Source organism: Paraburkholderia sp. RL18-101-BIB-B, from assembly GCF_046026985.1.
Lineage (GTDB): Bacteria > Pseudomonadota > Gammaproteobacteria > Burkholderiales > Burkholderiaceae > Paraburkholderia.
The window spans coordinates 1-24,170 of record NZ_JARESV010000034.1; the positions used below are offsets into that span (position 1 = coordinate 1).

A 24,170-nucleotide genomic window follows, 5' to 3' on the forward strand; every position below is an offset into this window, starting at 1 on the left:
CGTCGGGTGTTCCGCTACCGCCGTCGATCGCTTTCTGACACACACGATACGCCACGACTTCACCGTCCGCGATGGCCCTGACGCGTTCGTTCTGCATAGCTGGCATTAAATGGATGCCGGTATGCCACCGTCGGTCAAAGGCGATGGGATAGATACCGTGTGCCATTTCGAACTGGTCGACGGCGTCCATCACAGGATCTAAGGCGTTCGCGTCGTTGGACGTCGTCCCCGCCGCGGGCAAGAAAGGGGGGCTGATAATCATTGTTGTTATCGCGAGAGGGTATACGCGTTGCCGATTTTCACATCGCCTTGCGGAAGAACGGGAAGCGGTGTTTCGAGATTGGTCGGTCCGGCAAATGAATGCTGCCCACCCTTGACGTCGATTTTTCCGGGCGCGTGAATCTCGATGTTGCCGTCCTTGATCCGGATATAGGCACCGCTCGATGTCAGCAGAATTTCCTGCTTCGCTGCTGCTTCGACGTTTTCCGTCGCGGACAGCAATTTCATAGTCTTTTGTGCTGTCACTTCGATGTTGTCGGAGTGGGCCTGAATTTCTACCTTGCCCTTCGCCGCGAAGAACTTCATGCCTGCATTCTGTACGAACAGACTAAGCTTTTCGGCGACGCTCGCAAGCAGCGATTTGCCGCTCGCGATATGCGTGCTCTGGCCACTCACGAGGTTGGTCTGTGCATTGCTCGTGATATGAATGGATTTCTGCGTGGACAGTGCGATGCCGGACGGACTGGCGAACAGCATGACCGGTTCCTTGAACGCATTCGTGCTTCCGACTCCACCGCCGGCGGTGTTTCCACCCGATGATGAGCCCGACACGCTGTTCTGTGTTGCGTCGGTGAAGGACTTCAGCGAATCGTGACCGTCCTTGAGGCTTTCGGCTTGATGTGTGGTGCTGGCGTCGGACATCGATTCCAGCACGCTTTCCGAATTCACCAGTTGCGAGGTTGCCTGCCGTGCATCTAGCGGCTGACTGGTTACCGGATAGGTCGTGACATACAGGCCCTGACCGGCACGCACTGCACCGTAAGCGTCGGACTTCAGATCGAAGCCGCTGCCGAGATATGGTCCACGAGCGTTACCACTTTGATCGATCAGGTAACCCAGATGCAAGTGCGCATTTGTGCTGGTGCTATAGAGATGAACGCGGTTCTGACCCGTCGAGTCATCCATCACCATCTGGTTGTAGCCGCTGCCCTGATATTCCTTTGACTTGTAGCCTGACAGCAGGCCATTGGAATGCCAGATCGGTTGCGTCGCGCCGTTGTAGACCCGGCCCGTTACGAGCGGCCTGTCGCAGTCGCCGTCTACCCAGCTGATTAACACTTCTTCGCCGATTCGTGGCACATGCACGCCACCGTATCCGCCCCCCGTATTGGACATGGCAACTCGCACCCAGCATGACGCTTTTTCGTCACCGTTATTGAGCCGGTCCCAGTGGAAGCGCATCTTGATACGGTTCAGTGAATCTGTGTAGGCCTCTTCGTTGGCTGGACCGACAACAATCGCGGTCTGCAAGTGCATCTTCGGTTTGTGATGGTCAAACGGGCTGCGAAACGGAACAACCTTGCGTTGTGCCTCAATTTCCGCAAGGAAGAAGCCTTCACTGCCATCAGCATGTCCGACCTTCAATGACTCGTCAGAGGCGTGACTCGCTCTGATCGTCGCAAGGTCGCCCTTCAGGCTATGCGGGAAGTCGGCCGCCTGGCTGGACACCGGGAGGTTATTCTCGATGAACCATGCGGCTTCAATAACGGCGAACTGTCGGTTCTGTGCGCTATCCGTGGCGTGGTCAGGGTGACTGTCAAGTTCGAACCAGCAGCCGGCATCCGCACCTCGCATACCGCCTGAACCGTAAAAACGCTTTGCCCGCGATTCCCACTCTTCCATGCGGATCTTTGAGAGCGTATCGCCCCGGTCCTGCATGCCGTAGGTATAGGCCCCGGTATATTCATACACCTCGGCTTGCTGGGGCAGGTTTCCCTGTGTAGGCAGCGTTGGGATGTTGGTGCCTTTCGGGTTGGCTGATGAAGCGGGGACCTTGTAATCAAAGGTGCGAGTGGTGAGCGTCGTGCTTTGCAGCGTTCTTGTGCCTGACCACTGAACCAGGGCATCGGTTTCGTTGTTCGTGCCCGCGCGATAAAACTCAACTGTCTGCGGCGAAAGTGGCTGGAAGGTGTCGAGACTGTCCGTCACGATGAGCGTATGCGACTTGCCATCGCTCGCCTGCTCGAAGTAGCCAAACAGGCCTTCGCTTTCCATCAGACGGTGCACGAAATTCCAGTCGTCCTCGTATTGCATGCAGAACGAGCGCGAGGGTAATGGTTTGCTCAGGGCTAAGCGGAATGCACCTTGAGCCTGTGGGTGCATGTTGAATACATCCGTCAGGATTTCGTCAGCCGGTTTGTCCTGCCAGATTCGCGCATCCTTGCGAAAACGCAGAAAGTGCATCCATGACGCATAGCCGATCTGATAACTCGTGAGCCCGCTATCCGACCCGAGACGGCGGGCCGTGTGAACATAGCCGTGATGAGGCAAATACGACCTGTCACTCTGCTGCACCCAGAGCGTGGCGGGCTGGGCAATCAGCGTCTTGAGCTCAACCGTGGCGGATGTTGAAACAACGTCTACCGTGAACTGGTAATTACGGCCGATTCGTGAATGACCGACGACCCGCTGGGGCACCAGGACACTATTTCCGAGCGAAGTATCCAGCTTCAGCAGGCGGTCACTCTGGACGAGTCCGCCAGTTATTGCCCCGATTATGTCCTGCGCGCCCATACCGCCTCTCTCTTCTTGTTAGCTGATCAAGCCATGCCGCCGTCGCGCGATTCTACAAAACTTCAGATCGGCCGACTATACAGTTGATATTATCTGAGTGTTAAATGGTGTTTATTTATCGCGGCTGAACATGCATCAGGCATAAAGGTAAATTTAACTCGCTGTTTTTAAGTTATTTCTAATTTGTAAGGTAACGAACGTTGCTGCATTCGAATGGACCTTGGTCCAAGACCCCGTAGAATTGTTAGCGATCTGAGACACAAGGTCGACCGTCTCTTCATGGCCGGTTGCACCCGCTGAGTTATGACGCCATGAAGCTGCCACTAACCCGGGCGAATCGTTCCGACCGGCTGCTTACGGTGCGGGAGACTGAACGCGTGCAGTCGGCCGATACTGTTGAAAAAGTCGCTGACCGTCGTTCTCGCTAGGTTTTCAGGGGTCTTCTTACCCTTGACCGGCGTGCGCGAGCGGTTTGTAGGGCGATCTGAGAGGCCGATTTTCTAGAGGGGAAACTGAATAAGCCCCGCGGCGACTTTTTCAACAGTATCGGCCACGAGCGGTCAGTCGACGAAGCTCCCTAGATCGCCGACAATCCCTGCTTAAGAGGGGTGCCTGGATGCGATACAGCAAGGAGTTCTTTGATCTGCAAATCGACTTTGCACGGGCCGCTGTCGCTTTGATCGATATGCCAATCGAGCGTGCGTTGCTCGACTATACGAATATCTACGTCCGCTTCGGGCTTGGCCGGGACTTCGACCAAGATCATCCTACCTGGCGCTGCTACGTAGATGGTTTGAGCCAAGCGGCCGATCTGTGCGACTGGACATATCGTTTTTATCTTGCGCGAACTGAAGCTTCCCAGCCGCAATCCATGGTCGCGACGTTCGGTTGTTTTTCATATGCTAAGCAGGATGCGAAATGCGTGCGCATTCACTTCCAGAATATAGAGCCGCCCATGGTTTCTCCTTTAAGCATCGACCGCCTGCCTGTGCGACTTGCAGAACTCCGCTCGCTTTTCGATCACGTAAGGCGCAACCAGCCAGAGGCGACACGCGTTGCCGGAACTTCATGGCTCTATAACCTACGCGCTTATCAACTGTGCTTTCCAAAGGGGTACATGGCGAGCGCGAAGGTTGCGAAATCGCGATTTCGCAACATGCCCCTCTGGGGTCAATTTCTCGATCGCAACAGTTTTGTAAGAATTGATATCGCCGAAGATTTCTTACAGCGGTTATCGAACGTAACGAATGGTCCAGACTTGTCGCTCAGCTTCCCACTCCAAGCCTGAAGGAAAGCCATTGATCGATGCAACGGTAAAAAGGTGCCAAATGATACATGACCGTTGCGTTCGATCTAGGCTATGAAGGCAAACTATGCAACACCTCTTTAGGTACCACTGACATTGATAATTTATATTATGTAAAATTAAAGAACAGACGTCTTGCCTGCCGACAGCAAAACGCGCCGCATTTATCATGATGAACATGTATGGTCGCCGAATTGCAGCACCGCGGTCGGGCTCGCCTTGATGCCGAGCTTGTGTTCGATCGACACGCGGTGCACGTCGTTGCGCTCGCCGAGCGAACCGTCTTCATTCACGAGAAACCTCGGCACGATGGAGAGCGAAATGCCCTTCACACCTTCCGGCGCATTCGGCGTGCGCGCCAGCACGAGATGCGCGATGTTCTCCGCTATGGCGTGCTCGCCCCACATGATGAAAATCTTCGTGCCGAACAGCTTGAACGAACCGTCGCTTTGCGGCTCGGCACGCGTGCGCACCAGCGCGAGATCGAAACCGGCCTGCGGCTCGGTCAGGTTCATCGTGCCGGTCCACTCGCCGGAAATCAGCTTCGGCACATAGGTTTGTTTTTGCACTTCGGTGCGACGCACGGTGTGGCGATCAGCTTGGGCAGGCCTTGGCCTTCGTAGTCGACGGGATGAAAACGATCGTCGGGCCTAACGGCGCGGGAAAAACCACGCTGCTGCGCACGATCATGGGTCTGATTCCGGTGTTGCGTGGCCATACCTCGCTGGTTGGTAGGGACACGTCGAGCGAACCAACCTGGAACATGGCCGCAAAGGGCGTGGCACTGATTCCGGAAGGCCGCATGATTTTCCGCGACATGACCATCGAAGAGAATCTCATGATGGAGGCATTCGCGAAGCCATGCCGCTATGCGGTTCGAACCAACCTCGAACGCGTTTATGAGCTGATTCCGCTGCTGCGCGAACGCAGCCGTCATCAGGCAGGCACCCTCTCGGGCGGTCAGGCGCAGATGCTGGCGATGGGGTGCGGACTCATTTCGGACCCCAAGGTGCTGCTGATCGACGAGCCCTCGCTCGGACTTTCGCCCGTTATGGTGCGAGAGGTGTTCGATATTCTGAAACGGCTGAAGTCAGAAGGCCGCACGATCTTGCTGGTCGAGCAGAACACGCATATGGCGCTCGATGTCGCCGATCATGTGTATCTGGTGCAAGGCGGCAAAGTGACATTGTCGAAGCCCGCCGCCGAAGTGAACTTGACGCAGTTGCACGACCTGTATTTTTCTCGCTGCCGTCAACAAGAGGGCCGGCCAGAGATGTATCAACATTGTTGCGCAGGTGGAAAAAGAATGAGCAACCTGTTCACTTGTCGACGTCAAGCCGCCCGGATAGGATGACCGCATGAACCCAACTCGAACCGCTTCAAAGCGCACTTCTACGTTGTTAGCATGACTAACCGGGCGATTCGCCACCGCACAACGAGCCGCCAATCCCGTCAACTAGAAGCAATCCTGGAGTACACAGATGAGCGAGCATGCCCACGTAGACGGGGTTTATCCCTTCCCGGCTGAGATGCAGACGCGGACGATCGAAACCAACGGTGCATCCATCCATGTGCGGGTCGGCGGTCATGGCCCGGCAGTGGTCATGCTGCACGGCTTCGGCACAACGGGCGACATGTGGGGTCATCTGGCGAGCGCACTCATCGAAGACCACATGATTGTCGTGCCCGACCTGCGTGGGCTGGGCCTCTCGTCGAAGCCTGACGGCGGCTATGACAAGAAGAATCAGGCGGCGGACGTGGTGGGCGTCCTGGACGCCCTGGGTGTGCGTACGGCCGAACTGGTGACGCACGACATCGGCATCATGGTCGGCTTCGCAGTTGCCGCCACCCACCCCGAGCGTGTGAGCCGATGGGTGGCGATCGATGCGCCGCTGCCCGGCGTCGGACCATGGGATCAGATCAGACAGGATCCGGCGATGTGGCACTTCGGCTTCGGTGGTCAAGACATGGAGCGCCTGGTCGCCGGCCGCGAGCGCATCTATCTCGACCGTTTCTGGAACGAACTTTCCCGGGACCCGAGGCGGTTTGATGAAGCGAAGCGCCAGCATTATGCGGCGCTCTATGCGCAACCCGGCGCAATGCGAGCGGGCTTTGCCCAGTTCCTGGCGTTCAGCCAGGATGCGATCGACAACAGGACGTTCCTCGCTCAGGGCAAGCTTCAGATGCCGGTCCTGGCCTTGGGTGGCGAAGCTACATTCGGTCCTATGATCGGCACGGTGATACGGTGTGCGGCTGATAACGTGGAAGATGTGATCATCCCGGATTGCGGCCACTGGATCACGGAAGAACAGCCGGCCGCGACTACAAGACTTGTCGTCGACTTCCTGCGGCGGCGTTCGTGAGTTAGCGAGCGTGACGTAGTGCGGCGCCGCAGCCCCTCGACTGGCAATGGATTTGCCGTGCCTTCTGCCCGCTCAAGGTGTGATGCGGTTTCGCGTGCGGCCACCGTCCGATTGCGCAGATCCCACGCCGATTCACCGCATCACTGAGCCACAGCTCGTGCTGTCATGAAACCTCTGAGCGCCAAGCGCCCGCGGCTACCGTGGCAACCCGCCAGCTAGCGCCCTGTCCTGCCGCGCTTCTTCAAAGTCAAAGCCGGGTCGCCGCGCAGTGCTTCCGTAGCCATGTCCAGAAACGCCCGAACCTTCCCTGGTGCGTGACGTCCTTCGTGCTGCATGACATGAATGGGCACAACGGTGGTTTCATGCTCGCGCAACACTTCCGTCAGCGTCCCCGCCGCCAGATGTTTCGCCACCATGTATGACAACAGCCGCGTGATGCCGAATCCATCGAGCGCCGCGACGATCGCGTCGTCATTGGACGACACCGTAAGCCGCGGACGCACATGAACGACGGCCGGCTCCTCGGCATGGGCAAACCGCCAGTCCGGCGACGGCGTCAGGCCTGCCGTCGAGATCAACACGTGCTGCGTCAGATCCGCCGGCGTGAGCGGCGTGCCGTGCTGCCGCAGATACAAAGGCGACGCGCAGACCACCCGCCGTACCTGCCCCACGGGTAGCGCCTGATAGCTCGAGTCCTGCAGCGGGCCGATTCGGATCGCGACGTCGACCCCCTCGTCCATCATGTTGACCACCCGGTCCAGAAAACGGCACTCGACTTCCGTGTCGGGATAGCGGCGCAGATAAGCGGTCACGATCGGCGTGACGAACATCCGCCCGAACAGCGACGGCGCAGTAATGACCAGCCGCCCGCGCACCGAGCGATGCGTGCCCGCCGCAGCCTCCTCTGACTCCGCCAGGTCGGCGAGCACGCGCCGGCAATCGTTCGCGTAACGCGCCCCGACCTCGGTCAACCGGACGATGCGCGTGGTCCTTGCAAGCAACCGCACGCCCATCATGGCCTCCAGGTTATTCACCGCGCGTGTGACCACCGGCGGCGAAATCTTCATCTTGCGCGCCGCAGCGGCGAACCCGCCCTCCTCGACCACCGCAACGAAGATGGTCATTGCTTCGAGTCGATCCACGTTATTCCTCGTCTGGTAACAATCCATTCCCGGTAGCAACGATTCCTATTATGGCGGGAATCAACCAGACTGAGGTCGTCCGCTCAAAACGGCGGTTGCCGCAGCGGTCCCCCTTCAATTCAATCCGGGAATCACCATGAGCCGCATTACCACCGTTGACAACACCAACGCCAACGAAGAACAGCAAGCCCTGCTGGACGCCATCCACGCCCAACTGGGCATGGTTCCCAACTTCCTCAAGATCTTCGCCAACTCTCCGGTCGCGCTGCGCGCTTTTCTGGGCCTGCACGGCATCGCGAACGCCGGCACCCTGGACGCATTGACGCGCGAACGGATCGCGCTGACCCTCGCGCAACAGAACGGCTGCGAATACTGCGTCTCCGCGCATACCGCCATCGGCCGTAAAACCGGCCTGTCCGCGGAAGAAGTCGCGGCGGCCCGCAATGGCACCAGTGAAGATGAACAAGCCGCGGTTGCCGTGAAATTCGCGCGCAGCCTGATGGAAAACAAAGGCGAAATCAGCACACTCGAACTCGCCGAGGTGCGCAGTGCCGGCTACAGCGACTCCGATATCGTCGAAATCATCACTCATGTCGGCATGAACTTCCTGACCAACGTGCTGGGCAAGGCGAGCCAGGTCGATATCGATTTCCCGAAGGTCAGCTTGAAGCTGGCCGCCTGAGGCGCCGGCGTGCCGACAACTTGATGACGTGATTGCCTGACTCGACGACGAGGAGCTGACCATGGGACGTGCTTTTTCCGATATCGCATTCACCGCCCAGGTGCGCGAAATCCAGACCCTGATGGGGAGCCGGGAACAGTATGCGCATCTGGACCGGACGTCGGACCGCGGTGATCGCCTGGGCCGCCGCGAGATCGACTTCATCAAGGCCGCCGACCACTTCTATCAGGCCACCGTCAGCGAAACCGGCTGGCCCTATGTGCAGCATCGCGGCGGCCCGGCCGGTTTTCTGAAAGTCATCGACGACAGGACGCTGGGCTTTACCGACTTCGTCGGCAACGTCCAGTACATCAGCGTCGGCAATCTGAAGAAAGACGACCGTATCGCGATGATCGTGATGGACTACGCGAACCAGCGGCGCCTGAAGCTTCTGGGCCGCGCGCATACCGTCGAGATCGCGGATGATCCCGCACTTGTCGAGCGCGTGCGCACGCCGGGCTACGACGGCCGCGTCGAACGGGTCATTGTGATTAGCATCGAAGGATTCGACTGGAACTGTCCGCAACACATCACGCCGCGCTTTACTGAAGCGGAAATAACCCGCATGGTCGCGCCAGTTCACGCGCGGTTGCGCCACATGAAAGAACAACTGGCGCAAGTGTCGGCCGAGGCGTCGGCGCAGCGTCAACCCGACCAGTTCGGCGATGGCCCGCTCACGCTCAAGATCACTGGCGTGCGTCAATTGACGGCACGCGTGCGCGCGTACGAACTGCGCGATATCGCCGGCGCGGCCTTGCCCGAAATCAGCGCGGGTGCGCACCTGGAGGTGCCGGTGAGGCTTGCCGATGGCACTGCAGGCACGCGCCGTTATTCGATAGCTTCGGATCCGGGACAGCGCAACGTCTATGAAATCGCGGTGCTGCGCGAGGACGCCGGCAGCGGCGGCTCGACAAGCGTGCATGACGCGTTCCGGCTGGGTCTGACGCTTCATTGCGGATTGCCGGAAAACCACTTCCGTCTCGACGATCATGCGCCTCGCACGATATTGATCGCAGGCGGTATCGGCATTACGCCGATCAAGTCGATGATGCATGCGTTGTCTGCGCGAGGCCAGCCTTTCGAGTTGCACTACGCGGTCAGGTCGCGCAGCGAAGCTCCATTCCTCGAAGAACTCGAAGCACAATTCGGAGGGCGCCTCGTCGTCTATCCGGCTGATGAAGGTACGCGTATCGATCCCGCGGCATTGATTGGCGCGGCGCCGCGCGACACGCTCTTTTGTGTCTGCGGACCGGCGCGCCTGATCGATGCTGTCCGCAACGGCGGCCGCATTGCCGGCGTTGATGAAAAGCGCATCCGTTTCGAGCGCTTTACGAGTGCTGTTAGCGCGACAGAGAATCACCCACTCACAGTGACGCTCGCGAGGAGCGGGAAAGTCATTGAAGTAGCGGCAAATCAAACTGTTCTGGATGCCGTTCACGCCGCCGGCATCGACGCACCTGCGTCGTGCCACACGGGTCAGTGCGGCACGTGCGCGGTTAAGGTGACTAGCGGTAGCCCGGATCATCGCGACGACGTGCTGTCGAGCGAACAGCGTAATGATGAAAAACTGATGTGTATCTGCGTTTCGCGTGCGACCGGCGCGAATCTGACGCTGGATTTATAGATGGATGCGATGCCGAAGTACTCGCAATAGTCCTGATTTGCCGGCCGCTCAAGACCACCCTGCGTGGCTCTTGAGGGGCCGCTTGCGCATGAGCCGCCAGACAATGCGGATGCGGAAGTCCGATTGACGAAAGCCCGGCATGCGTGCCGGGCTTTCGTTTCTTTAAGCGGCTCTTTGCCCCTTGGAGTCTAAAAAGGCTGCGGCAGAAACAATTTCGGCGTACCCGAAACTCAGTGCTGCCATGAACGCGGCATGCACTTGCGTAGCGGGCACCTTTACACCGTTGAATTCAAGATCGTGAGTGGCGCACGCATCGTGAACGACTGTCGTCCTGTAGCCGAAGTCGACCGAAGCGCGAGTGACCGCGTCGATGCACATGTGGCTCATATTTCCGACTACGACAACCGCTTCGATTCCGTGATTCTCGAGAATCTTCTGAAGGTCGGTCTCGCGGTAGGGGTTCATGTGATGTTTAACGATCACACGCTCGTCAGGCAGATTCGCAGCCTTCGGATGGAGTTGGGCACCCTCGGTGCTGGGCACAAAAAACGGCGCATCTTTCGCCAGGGTTTCATGGCGTATATGGACGACAAGGTCGCCCTTGGTTCTTGCAGCATCGATAACGTCACGTGCGTTGTCTGCCGCGTCGTCGACCCCGTCGAGTATCCATTTACCTCCAGCGAAATAGTCGTTCTGTATATCGACCACGATAAGTGCCTGTTTCGTCATATTGCCTCCACCTCGAACGGTGAGTAAGTTTCGGGCGCCATAGGCGCTTCATGAATGTGCCAGATGCGCGTGCACACCTTTTTCAGGTGCAGCATGACTGCCGCGCACTGAGACTTATATTGCTCGAAACATGTAGCCGGCGGAATGATCGAATTGCAGAGTGCACTGTTCGTACTAAGGGAAGAATTTCCTGACTCGCCGTTGCGCCAGAACGTGTTTGACGTGATGTGTTCTTATCGCCGCGCATTGAAGACGACATCAGACGCTAAGAACCGTTCGTGGCCGGACAGCGACCGACTACCGTCCCAGCGACCGTGGCTAAAAATTGCGGCTTCTGCTGCCTCAGCGTTGCCCGCGATGCAACGCGTTGACCAAGGCAAAATATCACGCACTCGCAGTTTGGCCATTGCCTGATGTGCTGCACCTAGCCGCTGACTTTCAGAAGAACTTTTCCGCCTCGCATCTGATGGGAGATTGCGGCGCCGATTTCCTCCAGCCGATATGTCGCGGCCACTGGAATTGCAACTTCGCCTGCCGCCACCATCTTTGACGCCTGCATGATGGCGCCGGGAATCTGTCCGGCGAAGTCCGGATTGCCCAAAGAAAAGCCACGAATGGTCAGGTCATTGAAGATGACGTCGAAAGGGCTAACCGCTATAGCAGCAAAGCTTGGTGCGGCATACGACACCAGTGTGCCGCGAGGGCCCAGCAGCTTCGCCAGACGGCCAGCAGCTTCCCCGCTGACAGCATCCAATGCAAGCCGCACGCGCTTTCCGTTCAGCGCCGCTGTCATCTTCGTCGGCGCGTCATCATCGTCCAGCAAGACCAGGTCGCATCCCGCTTCTTGCGCGGCACTCACAGCCTCAGCGCGGCGCACGAGTCCGAGAGTCCTGACACCTTTTTGCTTGGCGAAGCCGACTATCCAGCGCGCTATGGCCGAGTTGGCGGCGTTGATTGCAATCCAGTCATCCGACCCAAGGTGCACATATGTTTCGAGCAGCAGGTGCGCGGTGGGCGGATTGATAGTAAGCATTGCCAACTGACTAGGGTCGGCGTCGGCGGGAAGCGCGACTATGCCGTCCACGTTGACGACCATCCGCTCGCGCCAGGTGAAGCTGCCCATCGGGAGAGTTACGCGATCGCCGACCCTGACGTTGCTGACTCCGGCGCCAACTTCCAGCACACGCCCCGCACCTTCGTAGCCGATCACGGATGGCAATTCCGGATGTAGCGGATACAAGCCCCGCGCGACGAGAATGTCGCTGAAGTTGATAGGAGCGTAGTCGACCGCGACCATCACCTGGCCCGCGCCCGGACTGGCGGGTTCGGGCAACTCACGGAATTCAAGTCCCGTTGCAGGGTCGCCATATGCGGTGAGCACAATAACTTTCATGATGAAACTCCATCTTCGATGGACGCCTAAGTGGACGCGGCGTCCGGGCATGCCTCATAGGACATCGGGTTGCGGAATGTCAGCCAATCCATTTGGGGAAGGCGCGCGCTGTAGTCACGATATTCGGAGCTTCGCGCAACACGTCGATTCTTCGGTTTTCGACGTGCGAACAAGGCGGCGAAGCGAATCGATCGATGTCAGATCTGAGCCCTGCCCCCGTCCACGAAGAGTTCGATGCCCGTGACGAAACTCGAGTCATCCGAAGCGAGAAATAGAGCAGCTTTAGCAACTTCGTCGGCTTCCCCCATGCGTCCCATCGGGATGGTAGATAGAATTCTCGCAATAGCATCCGGAGGCTGCTGACCAATGACCGGGGTATCAATTGGCCCCGGGCTAAGGACGTTGGAACGGATGCGACGATCCTTCAACTCCACAGTCCAACCGCGTACGAAATTGCGGATGGCGGCCTTGGTCGCGCCGTAGACCCAGAAGGCGGGCGTCCCTTTGGCGCTCGCGACGGAGCCCGTGAGAATGATCGATCCGCCGTCATTCAGGAGCGGCAGAGCCTTTTGGACGGTGAAGAGCACTCCCTTCACGTTGGTATTGAACAGTTTGTCGAAATGCGCTTCGGTGATATTGCCCAACGCGGCGAACTCAGCGATGCCAGCGTTGGCGAAGACGATGTCGATTCTTCGCCCTGTTGCGTTGACGCTCTCATAGAGACGGTCAAGATCATCCAGATTGGTGACGTCTCCATGGATGCCAGTCACATTGCCTCCGATGGCCCTCACCGCTTCGTCGAGCTCCTTCTGGCGACGGCCGGTAATGAACACGTAGGCGCCCTCGGCGACGAAGAGCTTCGCGGCGGCGAGGCCTATCCCCGACGAACCGCCAGTGATGACGGCCACCTTTCCCTGCAACTTATCCATAACGACTACTCCGTTGATTGCTGATTCCGGTTGACAACGCCTCTGGGCTGGCGGTCAGCTGCCAGCCAGTCGATCATCTCCTTGGCTGTCCGGCGGCTAGACCTCGAACCGGAACGCCGTCCCGTTGCACGAATGGAATAGGTGCGCGTGGGAGCTGTGAATATCCGCTAGCGATGCCGGTCACATCGTTAAAATGACTTTTCCAAATGGCCGATCCTCTATCAGGTGACGCAGGGCTTCGCCCGCATCAGCGAGGGGGTAGACCCGCTCGACGATCGGTTTGACTGATCCGCTTACGATCAATGGGATGATGTGCTGCCACGCGGTGGCGATCGTCGCCGGTGACTGGGCGAACAGGGAGAAGCCGGCCATCCGCGCGCCCTTCCAGATGAGGTCCGTGACGTCGATGGTCGTTCTGCGGCCAGCGGAGTAGCCCAACGTGATCAAGACACCGTCGCGACTCAGGCTGCTCAGCGCCTCACTCGTCACAGTGCCACCGATGCTCTCGATGACGATATCGACGCCCTTGCCGGCCGTTATCCGACGAACACCGTCGGCGAGACCTTCCGCGGTGAGGTCAATCACGTGCTCGAAGCCAAGTTCGCGTGCCCTCGCGGCTTTCGCCGCGCTGCCAGCCGTAGAGATCACCTTGCCGGCGCCCTGTGCCCGCGCGAGCTGATAGGTCGCGTTGCCGACCGACCCGCCGATTCCAGGAGCCAGAACGGTCATGCCCGGCTTGAACCCGGCGTCGGTGAGGCTGATCTGTGCCGTCAGATAGGCCACCGGAATGCTGGCTGCGACGACGTCCCCGATCGCGTCAGCCAACGCCAGATGTTCCGGCCTCACCAGCAGCCATTCCTGCCATGCGCCATTCTCAGCAACGCCATAGGGTCCCGTGAACATCACGCGGCTTCCTACCTCGAACCCCGAGTCGCCTGCGTCCTCGATAACGCCGACGCCCTCGTTGCCGAGCACCAGCGGCGCCTTGGCGCGTGGGTGTCCGCCCGACAGGAGCGTGTATTCGAGCGGCGTGACGCCAGCGGCCCTCACGCGAACCAGCACCCTGCCCTTTGCCGGTTGCGGCTTGGGTGATTCGATCTGCCGCAACCCGTCATAGCCCGAAAAGGTTTCCGCTTCGATCACCCGCATTGGCGTATCCTATAAAGTAACAGACCTGTACGTAACTTTCATAGTAGGTACCGATCTGTTACTTTGTCAACCAGAAAATCCGAATGAAAGGAGTTGGCGGATATGAAGGCAGGAGCCCGACCCCGCAGGGGAGCCCCGCCAAAGGGCGAAGTAAGCGCACGGGAGCGTATCCTCGCGACGGCAAGCGATCTGTTCTACCGCGAGGGCATCCGTGCCATCGGCGTCGACACGGTCGTCGAGCAATCCGGGGTGTCGAAGACGAGCCTCTATCGCGTGTTCGACTCCAAGGACGCTTTGATCTCTGCTTTCGCAGCGGAGAAAGATCGGTTGTTCTGGGCGTGGTGGGATGACGTTGAAAAGAAGCACGCTGAGGACCCCCGCGCTTTGCTGGACGCGCTGCTATCAGGAATCGCGAAACGGATTGCGCACCCCGCCTTTCGTGGCTGCCCCTTTCTTAACCTGGTGGCGGAGTTTCCCGACGACAGCCATCCTGGCCGGGTTATCGCCCGAGACAATAAGGACGAAATGCGGGCGCGGCTCGCAACGATCGCGATCAGGCTGGGCGTTGATGATCCCAACCGTACCGCGTCTCAGATAGCGCTCCTCATTAACGGCGCATATGTCACCGGCTTAATAGCGGAGTCGGGTGATCTGCGTGGCGACCTCATTGATGCCGCCACGAAGTTATTGGCCTAGTCGAACGCGATCATTTGCTGGAATCGGTTCTTGCCTCGAGTGCGTGGACAACGGCCGCGATGTCGGACTGTCCGTGCCCCAACGCCAGCGTCTCGCCGAATAGTGCATGGCAGACATCCAATAGCGGCGACGCGACCCCGGCTTCCCTGGCCGCCTCCGCAATCAATCGATTGACCGTCAGCACATTGGTGATCGACCCCTGAACATCGAAGTCACGCATCACCAGTTTGAGAATCTTCACGCGTGAGATGTCGCTCGCCATCTGACCGGCGTCCAAGATGGCGCGAAACTGCTGCATGTCCAGACCATGCCGATCGGCAAAATGAGCCGCTTCCGCAAGGCCGGCGACCGTGGTCATCAGAAACAGGTTCACCGCAAGCTTCATGAGAAGCCCATTCGGAACCGGGCCGCACACAATCGTCTGATGGCACATTGGCTCGAGCAGAGGGCGGACGCTTTCGACGGCCGCGTCTTCGCCCGCCAGCATCGCTACAAGCTGGCCCGCCTCGGCGGGCTTGCGCGAGCCCGAGACGGGCGCTTCCACGTAGCTGCCACCGGCGTTGCGAATGTCGCTTTCAAGTCCGCGCGAGTAGTCGGGCGAAGTCGTCCCCATGTGGACGATCGTGTGATGCGCAACGTTCGCACTGAACTGCGATGTGCCGCGGCCGAGCACGGTGTCGACTGCGTCGCCATCGACCAGCATCAGGAATACCGTGCGGGTCTGTTTAAATATCTCGGCCGGATTCGTCGCGACCGTTGCGCCCGCCGCTCGCAAAGTCTCGTTCCTGTCAGCGGAGCGATTCCAGACAACGAGTTGTGTGCCCGCGCGGGCAAGATTGAGCGCCATGGGTTGTCCCATGACGCCCAAGCCGATGAAACCGATGTCCATATTCACCTCCATCCCAAGACGGTTGGCGCTTGTGGCGACACGGTCGGATACGTTGCCCGCGAACGCCAGGGCCCGTTCGGATTCGACGCATTCGGTTCGGGATCCGAAATTTCGATCATGAGCATTCTTCTCCGGCGATCCCGCTTTGCGGCATCAACACGGAGGTTGTTTCCGGCGCGGCACGACCATGTTCACGACATACATCAGCACGGCCTCGTCGTCCTGGTTCAGGGTGGTCGTTCGGAGCTTGATCAGACCCTGCTCCGGACGCGACTTCGACGGTCGCACCTCGATCACCTCGCACTCGACGCGCAACTCGTCACCGGGGCGCACTGGCCGGGGCCAGCGGCACTCATCGAGTCCAGCGCCGATGAAGCCGCCGGCCGGCTTGAGTTCGGTCTCTATCAGCAAGCGCATCGTCACGGCAGCGGTGTGCCAGCCGCTAGCGGCCAGTCCACCGAAAATCGAGCGGCGGGCCGCCTCCTCATCGAGGTGAAAAGGCTGCGGATCGAACTCGGCAGCGAACGCGATGGCCCGTTCCCGGTCGATACGCAGCCGTCCTGACCCGAACGCCTGCCCCACCGCAAAATCCTCTAAATAGCGCTCGGTCAACTGATTCATGAATCAACTCCAGGTTCGGGTGATGGTTTCAAGCGGAAGCGCGAAGTCTTCCCCCGCGGCCAGTGCACAAGGTGACAGTGCCCGACTCGTAGCCATCACGGCACATCGAATTATTTCCAATAAAGTTACCAACCTGTACGTAACTTTAATAATAGGAACAGGTCTGTTACTTTGTCAAGGGAGAAATCGGAGCGGAAGGAGCTTACGGATATGAAGGCAGGAGTCCGACCCCGGAGGGCTGCCGTCAGCTTAAGCAGAATCACGAAGATCTCTTCGCGACGCCGGCGATTAGCTCATCCACTCTCGAGAGGAACAGCTTCAGAATCGGAGAGGTATTTGCCTTTCTGTAACCGATAACCAAGTCGATCGTCGGCGCCCCGCCTTCGAGCGGACGGCTAACGACCGACCCAGGCATCAGGTTTTCGACATAGGCCGGGATCAGCGTCACGCCTCGCGTCGACGCAACAAGTGACATCACCACCGCGGGGTTGTCCACACTCTGCGCCGACGTGATATGGACTCCAGATCGATCCAGGTAATCGTCGATCACCGCGCGTAGCACCTTGGCCTTGTCACCCATGGCGATGAAAGGCTCACCAACGAGTTCTTGTGGAAGGATTGCAACGCGGGACGTCAGCGCGTGGTCACCAGGCATGAGCACCACGAGCGGTTCCCGACCCACGACCTGATAGGCGAGATTGAAGTCCGGTTCGGCACGCAGGAACGCCAAATCCAGCTTGCCGCGCGCGAGTCCTTCGGCAAGATCCGGCGAATAGTCGCTGGACACGATGACGTCGATGTTCGGCAACTCGCCGCGCAGAATGCGCATGGCCTCAGGCAGCCAGGTCATTTCCTGCCCAGTGAGGAAGCCGAGAGAGAAGCGCTGCTTGGCAGGTTGCGCTGCCCTTCGGGCAGCTTCGACTGCGGCTTCCACCTGGGTCAGCGCCAGTCGGGCGTGATCGATGAATGCCTTGCCCGCTGGCGTCAGTTCCACGCCGCGTGCGCTGCGACTCAGCAACTCGACCCCAACCTGATCCTCCAAATCCCGAATCTGCCGACTCAGTGACGGCTGCGAAGTGTGCAGGCGCCGTTCGGCTGCCTCCGTCAGGCTGCCCGTCTCAGCGACAGCGATGAAATACCGAAGATGTCGCAGTTCCATTGCGGATCCCATGCCTGTGAAGTATGCCGACCAGCCTATAAAGTCTTTTTCAATGTTGCCACAAGTCTCTAGATTCTTTCCCACGGACGTTTCATGGAGTGTGCTCCCAGCGCTCGGGCCGGGGTCGCCGCTCAGTCAGTTCGTGCACCTCAAGCCATACCTTTCTCGCCCCGGATGCAACGCGCTGGATTAACGGTGAAACGCTGTGTGTCGACGGCGGATCGAGACTCCAGATCAACCTGATTCACGCCTGTTTCCGGTGTCGTCGAGACGCCTAATTAATCAGGTATCCATATTTATCGAAGCATCATAGAGGACGATTCAAATGACAACCGAAACACCCATACTGTACGAATCAAAGAGTTCTCCGAACTCACGCCGCGTACGCATCTTCATCGCCGAGAAGCGAATCGACATCCCGACGAAGCCTGTCGACCTGGGCGCCAAAGAGCAGTTTTCCGATGCTTACCGAGCAATCAACCCGCGCAGCCAGGTGCCAGCGTTGGCCCTCCCCGACGGCCCCGTCATCGCCGAAGTGCCCGCCATCTGGCGTTATCTGGAAGAAGCGTATCCGCAGACCCCATTGCTGGGCACCACGGCAAAGTTGAAAGCCCTCGTCACGATGTGGGAACGCCGCGCAGAACTGGACGGCTTCGCGCCAGTCATGGAAGGAGTACGTAACGCGGTCGCGGGACTGAAAGGTCGTGCACTGTCAGGTCCGCATGACTATGACCAGATTCCAGAACTGATCGCGCGAAGCAAACAGCGCGTAGCCCACTTCTTCGCCGACTTCAACGTACGGCTCGAGACAGTCCGGTTCGTCGCCGGCGATGATTTCTCCGCTGCGGACATCACGACGCTCGTGACGACCGACTTCGCGGCCAACGCGCTGAGGATGCCGATTCCAGTCCAACACACCGCGTTTAAGCGATGGTACGACGAGGTATCTGCCCGGCCGAGCGCTAACGCATAACGCATTGCTCCGGCGCCGACTCGTTGCCGGAACGAACGCCCCTGAGGCGCCAACTCAAGGAGAAACCCATGATCACTAACACCACTCCCGCCCCCCGGCCAGTGAAGATTCCGGGTAAGGGCCATCCGATCACCATCGGACGCAACCCATCGCGGGTGGTAGTCACGGTGGCCGGCAAGGTCATTGCCGATACGCAGGACGCGTTGACGCTGCGCGAGGCCAATTACCCGGCAGTTGTCTATGTCCCACGAAAGGATATCGACATGACGTTGCTCGAGCGCACCGACCACGCAACCTACTGCCCATACAAGGGTGATTGCGCGTACTTTTCGATTCCGGCTGGCGGCGTGCGTGCGGTCAACGCCGTTTGGAGCTACGAGCATCCTTACGAAACCGTCGCACGAATTCGCGATCACCTCGCGTTCTATCCGGACCGCGTGGACTCGATCGACGAGCGGCCGGCTGCGTCGAGTTGAGCGCCCGTAGTCGCTCCACGTCGCACGCACCCGGTTGCCTCGATCGCCCATGATTGAAGCGACCGGCCCTTTCGACCTCGAGCGCTATTTCTTTTGCTGCGCGCCGGCGTTGCGCACATGCGTTGCCGTGTCCGCAAACAGCTCGATCACTACCCCGCGCAGCCAACGATTGCCTTCGTCCTGCTGGACTCGTGTGTGCCAGAGCAGATGGATCGGTGCGGCGGGCAGCGTCATGGGCAACGCGCGCAGGTTGAGCAAGAAGGGGGTTGCCAGTTGCAACGCAAGTCGCTCCGGCACCGTGGCGATCAGATCCGTGCGTTGCAGGATGTAGCCCACGCTCATGAAGTGCGGCACCGTCAGTCGCACCTGACGCCGTACGCCGCGCCGTTTCAGCCATTCCTCCACCTGCCCGTGGCCGGTGCCGGCCGACACGACCACGAGATGCTCGGCCTCGCGCCATGCAGCGAGCGTGAGCGGCGCGTCATCGAGCGGATGGCCGCGTCTGAACAGGCAGACATAGCGCTGATCAAACAGGCGGCGCTGATAGAAACCACCTTTGAGCTGCGGCAGCAAGCCAATGGCCAGATCGACCCGACCGTCGGCCATCTCGTTGCTCAGATTGACGCTTGTGTCGCGGACCGTGTTGAGTGCGACGCCCGGCGCGACGCGCGACAGTCGTTCGAGCAGCGCCGGCAGAAAAACGACTTCACCGATATCGGTCATGCCGATCGTGATGGTGCGCATCGCGCGCAGCGGATCGAAACCCGTTACCGGATTGAGTGCGGCGTGCAGGGTGGCGAGCGCCTGCGAGACCGGTTCCGCCAGACGCAGCGCGAATGGCGTGGGCACGACTCCGCCCGGCCCGCGCACGAACAAGGGATCGCCAAGCCGGCGACGCAGCTTGGCGAGCGCGTTGCTGACGCCGGGCTGGCTCATGTTCATCTGCTCGGCGACGCTCGCCACGCGCCGTTCCTGCATCAGCCGCTGAAACAGCAGCAGCAGATTGAGGTCGATTTCACTCAGTTCCATGACTCACGCCTAGCCGGGTCTCATTCAATCCAGTGATGAAGCAGATTCATTTCATCTTATTGAGGAATGAACGTCTAGTGCTGAAAATACTGACACGGCATGCGCATTCGACATGGCGCCGGGAAATGCCATGGCGGCCCAAACCCACCAATCTGGATATCGGAGACACAGTCATGAAGCAGAGGGATCTAAAGATTGCGATCGTCGGCGCCGGCGTCGGCGGCCTTACGCTGGCGCTCGCGCTGCGCGAGCACGGAATCGATGCGCAACTCTACGAGCAGACCGAAGAGCTGCGCGAAGTGGGCGCGGCCGTCGCGCTCTCGGCCAACGCGACGCGCTTCTACGAGCGCATGGGACTGCGTCCGGACTTCGTCAAGGTGTGTGCTGAAGTGCCGGGCCTCATCTATCGCGACGGACGCAGCGGCACGGTCATCGGCCATCATCGCGGCGCGCCCAGCTATCGCGAGCAGTTCGGCGGCTCGTACTGGGGCATTCATCGTGCTGATCTGCAGGCGGTGCTGTCCAGAGCCGTCGGCCTTGAGCGCATCAAACTGAGCCATCGGCTGGTCGACCTCGTGCAGCACCCGGATCGCGTGAGTCTGGCGTTCGATAACGGCCAGCGCATCGACGCCGACCTCGTGATCGGCGCTGACGGGGCGCGCTCGATCACGCGGCGCTGGATGCTCGGCTATGACGACGCTCTGTATTCGGGTTGCTCGGGCTTTCGCGGCGTGGTGCCGGCTGAACGCATGGACCTGCTGCCTGATCCCGAGACCATCCAGTTCTGGGTCGGGCCCGGCGGCCATCTGCTGCACTATCCCATCGGCGACAACGGTGACCAGAATTTCCTCCTGGTCGAGCGTCATCCATCGCCGTGGCCGTTACGCGACTGGGTGATGCCCGCCAGCGAGGGCGAGCAACTGCGCCTATTCAAGAACTGGCATCCGGCCGTCGTGCAGATGATTACGGCTGTGCCGATCAGTCAGCGCTGGGGATTGTTCCACCGTCCCCCGCTCGGCCGCTGGAGCAAAGGCCGCGTGACGCTGATCGGCGATGCCGCGCATGCGCTTGTGCCGCATCACGGCCAGGGCGCCAACCAGTCGATTGAAGATGCCGTGGTGTTGGCCGCTCAATTGGCCTCGGCGGGTCCAGGCAATTGGCGCGAGGCGCAGGAAGCCTACGAGCGCCTGCGCCGGGGCCGCACGCGCAAGGTGCAGTACGCGTCGATAACCACTGCGGACGTGCTGCACTTGCCCGACGGACCGGCCGCGCAGGCCCGCAACGCGCGCCTGCGCGCACGCGACAGCGTGCTGAATCACCTGGACTGGATTCACGATTTCGATGCGCTTACGGAAGAGCCGAGTGAACGGCAGGGTGGCACCTGGCTTTGAGTAAGTCGTGTGACAACGTGTGGCCACGACGCTTGTGCAACGAGTCGTTGCACAAGCTACTGTGCCGAAAAAAACGGATAAGGTTCATCGCGCTCGGAGCAGAACCAGGCGAAATCGTCTGGGTCGCTCGGATCAGGTGCGCAGTCCCTCTGCGCACGACGCGGTCATCTGCCGCCCCCCGCGAGCAGCCAATGCACAGGTCTCCGCACAACCTCATTCCTTTCCCGCTGGCTTGACGATCCCTTCCAACTGATAAAGCTCGATCTTGCGATAAAGGGTGCTGCGCGAAACGCCCAAGGCGCGGGCGGCCTGCGCAAGATTGCCGTGCGCATTGTGCACCGCGCGTGCAATGGCTAAACGCTCCGTTTCTTCGAGACTCGCCCCCTCGTCCCGCAGCAACGGCACGTCCCCGGACGTCGCGATTTCATCGAGCAACTCGGCTGGCAGATCATCGAACGACACAGCGGGTTCGCCGGACGTCAAAAGCATATTCTCGATCACGTTGCGCATTTCCCTTACGTTGCCTGGCCACGAATAGGCGCGCAACACCGCCATGATCTCCGCGCTCAGTTGTCGTTCGGCGACCCCGTGGCGCAAGGCAAGCTTGCGGTTAAAGTGCTCGACGAGCAGATCGATATCAATGTCCCGTTCACGCAGCGGCGGAATACGTATGCGCGTAACACTGATCCGGTAATACAGATCGCGGCGAAAGTGACCGGACTCGACCTCTTCGCGCAGATTGCGGTTGGTCATTGCCAGCAGGCGCACATCGACGCGCCGCGGCTGCGTGTCGCCAAGCCGGTAGATGATGCCTTCTTCCAGTACACGCAACAGGACAGGTTGCAGTTCGAGCGGCATCTCACCGATCTCGTCGAGACAGAGCGTCCCACCATGAGCCAGCTCGAAACGGCCGGCCCGCCCTTCCGTCGTCGCGCCAGTGAAAGCGCCGCGCACGTGCCCGAACAACTCGCTCGCAATCAGTTCTTTCGACGCCGCCCCGCAGTTATACGCGACGAACGGGCCGCCTCCTCCTTCTTCGCCATGAATGGCGCGCGCGAACAGTTCCTTGCCAACCCCTGTTTCGCCCTCGATCAGTACCGGTACGCGCCTGCTGGCAAGTTGGCGTCCACGATTGACGGCCGCCAGCATCGCCGCACTTCGCCCCTGAATCTGCGCGAAGCAGTTGCGCAGCGGATCAGCCTCTCCGCTGCGCTCCGCGACTCGCGCATGGATGGGGCGCGTTCGCGCGGGCACGACCAGCATCGCGCCAATCGTGTTGCCGTCGACGACCACAGGATTGAACCATTCGGCGTGCAACCCTGCGGGCAAATGCTGCGTCCAGTCCTCCACGGCGGAAGTCTCGCTCATCCCCGGGAAACGCTCACCGATGCCGACCGGCAATGCGACTCTGCCCGTGGTATGCACGAGCCGGCCGCTGCGGTCTATCGCCACCATGCCGGTTGCATCCGACGACGACAACCGTTGCAGACAAAAGGCCAACAAACGCATATGCTCGCGCGCGGCCTGCTCGGCGAGCACCATTTCGATCTGGCGCGCCGCGGTCACGGCCAACGTGAGGTTGTTGATCTGATAGGTGGAAGGCGGTCCGGAAATATCGAGCACACCGATCACCGCACCAGTGCCCGGTTCGCAAATCGGCGCGGCTGCGCAACTCCATGACTTGATGCCTTCACAGAAGTGCTCGGAGGCATGGATATAGGTCGGCTCGCGGGTCGCCAACGCGGTGCCGATCCCATTCGTGCCGGCTCTGCCCTCGCCCCAGTCGCCACCGATCGTCAGATGGATTTTTTCGCCCGCCGCCCGCGTGCGCAAATCGCCCGCCGCTTTGAGGATCACGCCGTCCTGGTTCGTGAGCAGCAGAATTGAATGTGAATCGGCGAAAAGGTCGGCCGTGACCGTGAACAGGCGGTCGGCCGCTGCCAGCAGGTCGCGATGGCGCCAGCACAGCGCCGCAACCGCGTCGCCGTGTACCGCGATCGGCGCCGAGACCGCGGTCGGACTGACGCCGGACTGCAAGCTGCGTTGCCATGAGTCGATAAGCGCCGGGGGAGCAGACGTCGACGGCTCGCCCGCCAGAAAACGTTCCCACGCGAGCATCGTACCCCGATCGGAATGACGGAGATTGGCGCGCTGCGCGTTGGCCACGATGCTGCGCATCGCGGCCTGATTACCTAGACCCAACATGCTGCCAATCTGATGTCTCCTCGCCACAACTTTCCTCCTGGGCGATGGGTTAACGCGGAACCGGGCTCTACGGCTGGCTTCGTCTTGACTAGCTAGGATGTTATGGCTGGGCGTATCTGGTGGACTTCTATTTTTTTCAAACCCAGCAGCTAACGCGCGTGCAGTATAGCCCTGGATCTTCAACATGTCTTTTGGGGGAAACACGGTCAGCGCACCGGATCGCGCCCCTTTCTTAGCTTCTTTTGTCGTGCCCCTGAATTCGTCACGCACGTTCGCTGAACGCGATCATCCAGGCGTGCGTTCTCCTTCTCGCCGCAATCCGCAAGAGCGACCGCCCAGGCAGGCAAGCATGTCGACTATGCCATTGCTTTAATGATCGCACCGGCGACGCCACGTAAAAACGGAGCGATCGTTGCGCTTACATCATTTACCAGAATACCTGTCCCACACAGTGTAATGCTGCAGCCCAGTGTGAGCTTGAGCAGACGCGTCGAAGGCATCGCGCAAAGATAACGCGCAGTCATCGCAATTGCGTTGAAGCGGCGGGCCGTTCCTGTAGCCATCGTTCGTCTCCTTCTACCG

At 59.9% G+C, this 24,170-nt stretch carries 21 protein-coding genes and 2 pseudogenes; 9 read left to right on the forward strand and 14 right to left on the reverse strand.

Annotated elements, in window-relative coordinates; translation table 11 throughout:
* Together P0D73_RS32940 and P0D73_RS32945 are read right to left on the reverse strand one after the other, a co-directional pair.
* Positions 1-262, reverse strand: a pseudogene (locus P0D73_RS32940) (M23 family peptidase); the annotation flags it as partial.
* Between the two features lie 5 nt (positions 263-267).
* Positions 268-2,793, reverse strand: a complete 2,526-nt coding sequence (locus P0D73_RS32945) for a type VI secretion system Vgr family protein (RefSeq protein WP_408434636.1) — start codon at positions 2,791-2,793, stop codon at positions 268-270.
* Between the two features lie 616 nt (positions 2,794-3,409).
* On the opposite strand from P0D73_RS32945, the gene P0D73_RS32950 reads away from it, so the two are divergent.
* Positions 3,410-4,081, forward strand: a complete 672-nt coding sequence (locus P0D73_RS32950) for a hypothetical protein (RefSeq protein ID WP_408434638.1) — start codon at positions 3,410-3,412, stop codon at positions 4,079-4,081.
* Between the two features lie 147 nt (positions 4,082-4,228).
* Here P0D73_RS32950 and P0D73_RS32955 read toward each other — a convergent pair.
* Positions 4,229-4,671 (reverse strand): annotated as a pseudogene (locus P0D73_RS32955) (acyl-CoA dehydrogenase family protein); the annotation flags it as partial.
* A 59-nt stretch (positions 4,672-4,730) separates the two neighbouring features.
* Here P0D73_RS32955 and P0D73_RS32960 point away from each other — a divergent pair.
* Together P0D73_RS32960 and P0D73_RS32965 are read left to right on the forward strand one after the other, a co-directional pair.
* Positions 4,731-5,453: an ABC transporter ATP-binding protein gene (locus P0D73_RS32960; protein ID WP_408181394.1), complete on the forward strand. Its 723-nt coding sequence runs from the start codon at positions 4,731-4,733 to the stop codon at positions 5,451-5,453.
* A 127-nt stretch (positions 5,454-5,580) separates the two neighbouring features.
* Positions 5,581-6,462 (forward strand): alpha/beta fold hydrolase, encoded by an 882-nt coding sequence (locus tag P0D73_RS32965; protein ID WP_408181392.1) that lies wholly within the window; start codon positions 5,581-5,583, stop codon positions 6,460-6,462.
* A 215-nt stretch (positions 6,463-6,677) separates the two neighbouring features.
* On the opposite strand, the gene P0D73_RS32970 is transcribed toward P0D73_RS32965, so the two are convergent.
* Positions 6,678-7,604 (reverse strand): LysR family transcriptional regulator, encoded by a 927-nt coding sequence (locus tag P0D73_RS32970; RefSeq protein ID WP_408285866.1) that lies wholly within the window; start codon positions 7,602-7,604, stop codon positions 6,678-6,680.
* 136 nt (positions 7,605-7,740) lie between these two features.
* Here P0D73_RS32970 and P0D73_RS32975 point away from each other — a divergent pair, with 136 nt between their 5' ends.
* A complete protein-coding gene (locus P0D73_RS32975; protein WP_408181390.1) occupies positions 7,741-8,286 on the forward strand; it encodes a carboxymuconolactone decarboxylase family protein in 546 nt (181 codons plus the stop codon).
* A 61-nt stretch (positions 8,287-8,347) separates the two neighbouring features.
* Positions 8,348-9,949 (forward strand): 2Fe-2S iron-sulfur cluster-binding protein, encoded by a 1,602-nt coding sequence (locus tag P0D73_RS32980; RefSeq protein ID WP_408434640.1) that lies wholly within the window; start codon positions 8,348-8,350, stop codon positions 9,947-9,949.
* A 162-nt stretch (positions 9,950-10,111) separates the two neighbouring features.
* On the opposite strand, the gene P0D73_RS32985 is transcribed toward P0D73_RS32980, so the two are convergent.
* The 4 genes from P0D73_RS32985 to P0D73_RS33000 form a co-directional block, all read right to left on the reverse strand.
* Positions 10,112-10,678, reverse strand: a complete 567-nt coding sequence (locus P0D73_RS32985; protein WP_408434642.1) for a cysteine hydrolase family protein — start codon at positions 10,676-10,678, stop codon at positions 10,112-10,114.
* 424 nt (positions 10,679-11,102) lie between these two features.
* Positions 11,103-12,071 (reverse strand): zinc-dependent alcohol dehydrogenase family protein, encoded by a 969-nt coding sequence (locus P0D73_RS32990; RefSeq protein WP_408181384.1) that lies wholly within the window; start codon positions 12,069-12,071, stop codon positions 11,103-11,105.
* Between the two features lie 197 nt (positions 12,072-12,268).
* Positions 12,269-13,000 (reverse strand): SDR family NAD(P)-dependent oxidoreductase, encoded by a 732-nt coding sequence (locus tag P0D73_RS32995; protein WP_408181382.1) that lies wholly within the window; start codon positions 12,998-13,000, stop codon positions 12,269-12,271.
* Positions 13,001-13,180: 180 nt separating this feature from the next.
* Positions 13,181-14,149 carry a quinone oxidoreductase family protein gene (locus P0D73_RS33000; protein ID WP_408181380.1) on the reverse strand — a complete coding sequence of 323 codons (969 nt, stop codon included), beginning with the start codon at positions 14,147-14,149 and terminating at the stop codon, positions 13,181-13,183.
* 102 nt (positions 14,150-14,251) lie between these two features.
* Between P0D73_RS33000 and P0D73_RS33005 the strand changes: the two genes are divergently transcribed.
* Positions 14,252-14,845, forward strand: a complete 594-nt coding sequence (locus tag P0D73_RS33005) for a TetR/AcrR family transcriptional regulator (protein ID WP_408181378.1) — start codon at positions 14,252-14,254, stop codon at positions 14,843-14,845.
* 10 nt (positions 14,846-14,855) lie between these two features.
* Here the strand turns inward: P0D73_RS33005 and P0D73_RS33010 are convergent, their stop codons facing one another.
* From P0D73_RS33010 to P0D73_RS33020, 3 genes are all read right to left on the reverse strand, one after another.
* Positions 14,856-15,746: an NAD(P)-dependent oxidoreductase gene (locus tag P0D73_RS33010; RefSeq protein ID WP_408181377.1), complete on the reverse strand. Its 891-nt coding sequence runs from the start codon at positions 15,744-15,746 to the stop codon at positions 14,856-14,858.
* A gap of 141 nt (positions 15,747-15,887) precedes the next feature.
* On the reverse strand, positions 15,888-16,355 hold the full coding sequence (locus P0D73_RS33015; protein ID WP_408181375.1) for a MaoC family dehydratase: 468 nt from the start codon (positions 16,353-16,355) through the stop codon (positions 15,888-15,890).
* A gap of 259 nt (positions 16,356-16,614) precedes the next feature.
* A complete protein-coding gene (locus P0D73_RS33020; protein ID WP_408181414.1) occupies positions 16,615-17,514 on the reverse strand; it encodes a LysR family transcriptional regulator in 900 nt (299 codons plus the stop codon).
* Between the two features lie 325 nt (positions 17,515-17,839).
* Here P0D73_RS33020 and P0D73_RS33025 point away from each other — a divergent pair, with 325 nt between their 5' ends.
* Entirely contained in the window at positions 17,840-18,487 is a 648-nt protein-coding gene (locus P0D73_RS33025) for a glutathione S-transferase family protein (RefSeq protein WP_408181373.1), read from the forward strand.
* Positions 18,488-18,555: 68 nt separating this feature from the next.
* The gene (locus P0D73_RS33030) at positions 18,556-18,963 is read left to right on the forward strand and encodes a DUF427 domain-containing protein (RefSeq protein ID WP_408434646.1); all 408 of its coding nucleotides are present in this window, start codon (positions 18,556-18,558) and stop codon (positions 18,961-18,963) included.
* Positions 18,964-19,047: 84 nt separating this feature from the next.
* Here the strand turns inward: P0D73_RS33030 and P0D73_RS33035 are convergent, their stop codons facing one another.
* On the reverse strand, positions 19,048-19,992 hold the full coding sequence (locus P0D73_RS33035; RefSeq protein WP_408434648.1) for a LysR family transcriptional regulator: 945 nt from the start codon (positions 19,990-19,992) through the stop codon (positions 19,048-19,050).
* Between the two features lie 173 nt (positions 19,993-20,165).
* On the opposite strand from P0D73_RS33035, the gene P0D73_RS33040 reads away from it, so the two are divergent.
* Entirely contained in the window at positions 20,166-21,383 is a 1,218-nt protein-coding gene (locus P0D73_RS33040; protein WP_408434650.1) for an FAD-dependent monooxygenase, read from the forward strand.
* Positions 21,384-21,596: 213 nt separating this feature from the next.
* Here the strand turns inward: P0D73_RS33040 and P0D73_RS33045 are convergent, their stop codons facing one another.
* On the reverse strand, positions 21,597-23,588 hold the full coding sequence (locus tag P0D73_RS33045) for a sigma-54-dependent Fis family transcriptional regulator (protein ID WP_408434690.1): 1,992 nt from the start codon (positions 23,586-23,588) through the stop codon (positions 21,597-21,599).
* A 356-nt stretch (positions 23,589-23,944) separates the two neighbouring features.
* On the reverse strand, positions 23,945-24,151 hold the full coding sequence (locus P0D73_RS33050) for a hypothetical protein (protein ID WP_408285878.1): 207 nt from the start codon (positions 24,149-24,151) through the stop codon (positions 23,945-23,947).
* Between the last annotated feature and the right edge of the window lie 19 nt (positions 24,152-24,170).

What these genes read in the sequence shown, in the direction of transcription:
- P0D73_RS32945 (WP_408434636.1), bottom strand. Translation starts at nt 2,793, where the DNA reads ATGGGCGCGCAGGACATAATCGGGGCAATAACTGGCGGACTCGTCCAG.
- P0D73_RS32950 (WP_408434638.1), top strand. Translation starts at nt 3,410, where the DNA reads ATGCGATACAGCAAGGAGTTCTTTGATCTGCAAATCGACTTTGCACGG.
- P0D73_RS32960 (WP_408181394.1), top strand. Translation starts at nt 4,731, where the DNA reads ATGAAAACGATCGTCGGGCCTAACGGCGCGGGAAAAACCACGCTGCTG.
- P0D73_RS32965 (WP_408181392.1), top strand. Translation starts at nt 5,581, where the DNA reads ATGAGCGAGCATGCCCACGTAGACGGGGTTTATCCCTTCCCGGCTGAG.
- P0D73_RS32975 (WP_408181390.1), top strand. Translation starts at nt 7,741, where the DNA reads ATGAGCCGCATTACCACCGTTGACAACACCAACGCCAACGAAGAACAG.
- P0D73_RS32980 (WP_408434640.1), top strand. Translation starts at nt 8,348, where the DNA reads ATGGGACGTGCTTTTTCCGATATCGCATTCACCGCCCAGGTGCGCGAA.
- P0D73_RS32985 (WP_408434642.1), bottom strand. Translation starts at nt 10,678, where the DNA reads ATGACGAAACAGGCACTTATCGTGGTCGATATACAGAACGACTATTTC.
- P0D73_RS32990 (WP_408181384.1), bottom strand. Translation starts at nt 12,071, where the DNA reads ATGAAAGTTATTGTGCTCACCGCATATGGCGACCCTGCAACGGGACTT.
- P0D73_RS32995 (WP_408181382.1), bottom strand. Translation starts at nt 13,000, where the DNA reads ATGGATAAGTTGCAGGGAAAGGTGGCCGTCATCACTGGCGGTTCGTCG.
- P0D73_RS33000 (WP_408181380.1), bottom strand. Translation starts at nt 14,149, where the DNA reads ATGCGGGTGATCGAAGCGGAAACCTTTTCGGGCTATGACGGGTTGCGG.
- P0D73_RS33005 (WP_408181378.1), top strand. Translation starts at nt 14,252, where the DNA reads ATGAAGGCAGGAGCCCGACCCCGCAGGGGAGCCCCGCCAAAGGGCGAA.
- P0D73_RS33010 (WP_408181377.1), bottom strand. Translation starts at nt 15,746, where the DNA reads ATGGAGGTGAATATGGACATCGGTTTCATCGGCTTGGGCGTCATGGGA.
- P0D73_RS33015 (WP_408181375.1), bottom strand. Translation starts at nt 16,355, where the DNA reads ATGAATCAGTTGACCGAGCGCTATTTAGAGGATTTTGCGGTGGGGCAG.
- P0D73_RS33020 (WP_408181414.1), bottom strand. Translation starts at nt 17,514, where the DNA reads ATGGAACTGCGACATCTTCGGTATTTCATCGCTGTCGCTGAGACGGGC.
- P0D73_RS33025 (WP_408181373.1), top strand. Translation starts at nt 17,840, where the DNA reads ATGACAACCGAAACACCCATACTGTACGAATCAAAGAGTTCTCCGAAC.
- P0D73_RS33030 (WP_408434646.1), top strand. Translation starts at nt 18,556, where the DNA reads ATGATCACTAACACCACTCCCGCCCCCCGGCCAGTGAAGATTCCGGGT.
- P0D73_RS33035 (WP_408434648.1), bottom strand. Translation starts at nt 19,992, where the DNA reads ATGGAACTGAGTGAAATCGACCTCAATCTGCTGCTGCTGTTTCAGCGG.
- P0D73_RS33040 (WP_408434650.1), top strand. Translation starts at nt 20,166, where the DNA reads ATGAAGCAGAGGGATCTAAAGATTGCGATCGTCGGCGCCGGCGTCGGC.
- P0D73_RS33045 (WP_408434690.1), bottom strand. Translation starts at nt 23,588, where the DNA reads ATGTTGGGTCTAGGTAATCAGGCCGCGATGCGCAGCATCGTGGCCAAC.
- P0D73_RS33050 (WP_408285878.1), bottom strand. Translation starts at nt 24,151, where the DNA reads ATGGCTACAGGAACGGCCCGCCGCTTCAACGCAATTGCGATGACTGCG.